At 38.5% G+C, this 2,297-nt stretch carries 1 protein-coding gene; it reads right to left on the reverse strand.

Annotated elements, in window-relative coordinates; genetic code table 11:
• Positions 1–7 precede the first annotated feature (7 nt).
• Positions 8–2,080, reverse strand: a complete 2,073-nt coding sequence (locus OWO01_RS15820; protein WP_268781441.1) for a methyl-accepting chemotaxis protein — start codon at positions 2,078–2,080, stop codon at positions 8–10.
• Between the last annotated feature and the right edge of the window lie 217 nt (positions 2,081–2,297).

Raw genomic sequence — 2,297 nt, forward strand, 5'->3', positions numbered from 1 at the left:
AAAAATCTTAGACGATAAATTTTTTCACTTCATCTTGTAGGTTCTCAGACATTTTCACGAGTTCATTGGAGCTAGCAGCAATTTCTTCAACGGTAGCAGCTTGCTCTTCAGCTCCAGCTGCTACCTCTTCAGAGGATGCGGCAGATTCTTCGATAATACTAGAAATTTGTTTGGTAGCCTCTAACACGTTTTTCGTATTAGCTTCGAGACGCGTAAAGATTTCCTTTGTCGCTTTCGCATCTTCTTCGGTTTCTTTTGCCTGCTTAACAATTGATTCCAACGACTCGCCTCCACCTCCAATAAGAGATACTTGCTTATCAACAGCTTGTAAATTATCCTCCATTAGCTTCACAGTTGTTGAAGTTTCTGCTTGAATATCAGTAATTAGTCTAGTAATCTGTCCAGCCGATTCGCTAGATTGTTCAGCTAACTTACGAACTTCCTCAGCTACAACTGCAAATCCTCTTCCTTGCTCCCCTGCTCGAGCAGCTTCAATCGCAGCGTTTAATGCAAGTAAATTCGTTTGCTCCGCAATGTCAGTAATAATCGTAATAATACTATTAATTTCTTGTGAATGTTTTCCTAATGTATTTACCGAGTTAGAAGCCGATTGCACCGTTTCTTTCATCGCTTCTGTTTGGGTAATAGCTTCCTTAATCGCCTGTTCACCTTTTTTAGCAATGGCAGTAGATGTCTCTGCATTGGCCAGTGTTTGTGTGACTTTTTCGTTTCCCGTTTCAACTTCCCTCATTGATTTTTCTACGAGTGAAAGGGTTGTTACTGCAAAGTCATTTTGCTTTTGTGCACCATCCGAGACTTCCTGAATAGTTGAGGCAATCTGAGTCGAGGAATGCTCAATCTCTTCGGCACTTGCATTGAGTTGCTGGGATGACGATGCTGCATGTTCTGCACTTTGCATGACATTTTTTACAATACCTCGAACATTTCCCACAAATTTATTGATTGCTCCTGCAAGCTCTCCAATCTCATCTTTACTGTCCATGGAGATTTCTTTCGTTAAGTCGCCTCCGCTAGAAGCTAACACATTCAATTCATCACGCAAATATGAAATATCTCTACTCATTTTTGAGGATATCCAAAAAGCGAGCAAGAAACTAATAAGAATGATAATTATTGCGGTTAAAATTGCCATGTTTCTTAACCGGCTAATAGCAGTAAGAGCCTCATCCTCATCGACCTCGATCACTAAACCTAACACTTCATCACCGATCAAAACGGGTCCTACGGCTCCAAGGACGTTATTCCCAATATAATCAGGGTAGATTCCCGTGTATACGAAGCTCAAGTCTTGTGATTGAATCGGTTCACGTAGTACCTCAGTCGCTCTAGTCCCAATCGTTACGTTTAGGGCGGCGTCTTCTGTATACTCGCCAAGTCGAGTGTCTGTATACAATAACCCATCAGCATTAACTAAGTAAGCATCTCCACTTTGACCAATCCCGTGTATCTCGTTATGAATCAAAGCTGAAATTGCTTCATCATCTAGTAAAATATTTATTGTACCGATAAAATCCCCTGAGTCACCTTGATCATAGACCGGTGTTGACAGCACTTTTATATTGGATTGATAACCTTCTGAATAAAAAAGATCTGTCCAAAATTGCTCGCCTTGTGAAGCCGCATCAAAATAATCACGGTCTGAAACGTTACTACCTTCTATTTCTTTTTGTACCGTAGCAAAAGTAATCTCGCCCACTTCGTCAGTTATGTATATATTGGTAAAACCATATGCATCAAGGGTGGTGTGTAAAGTGTCATCTAGGTCATTATAATTATCTACCCATTCTGCACTATTCCTTTCTGTCTGATGAAAATTTTCGATTTCATCATACATTGTCATAGCAAATACGTGTCCATCTCCAGCTCTTTCGTTGAAATAATTATTAATTTTTGATTTTGTAAGTTCTAAGAAAACTTCATTGCCACTCAAAACTTGTTCTGTAAGATTTTCCTTCGCCCCATTATACAAAATTGTTGTAATAACTATTAAAGGAAGCACAGATACACAAAACACTAACACAAGCATCTTATTCTTAACCTTTAAATTCTTCCAATTCATCATTATCATTCTCCTAATCTTGTTGTTTTACAGACTTCCTATGACTGCCTTAATTACTATACTTGATTCAGGACTTTTATACCATAAAAATGGCTTACAAAAAACATGACCATTTATGATAATTGTTTCCTTATTCAGAAATCAAAACTATAATCACTACCCCTAATCACATCCCAGCATTTCCAATAATATTTTTCCCATTCGACAAAATTCGGGT

Origin of the sequence: Natronobacillus azotifigens (assembly GCF_026805325.1) — a bacterium.
GTDB lineage: Bacteria > Bacillota > Bacilli > Bacillales > Amphibacillaceae > Natronobacillus > Natronobacillus azotifigens.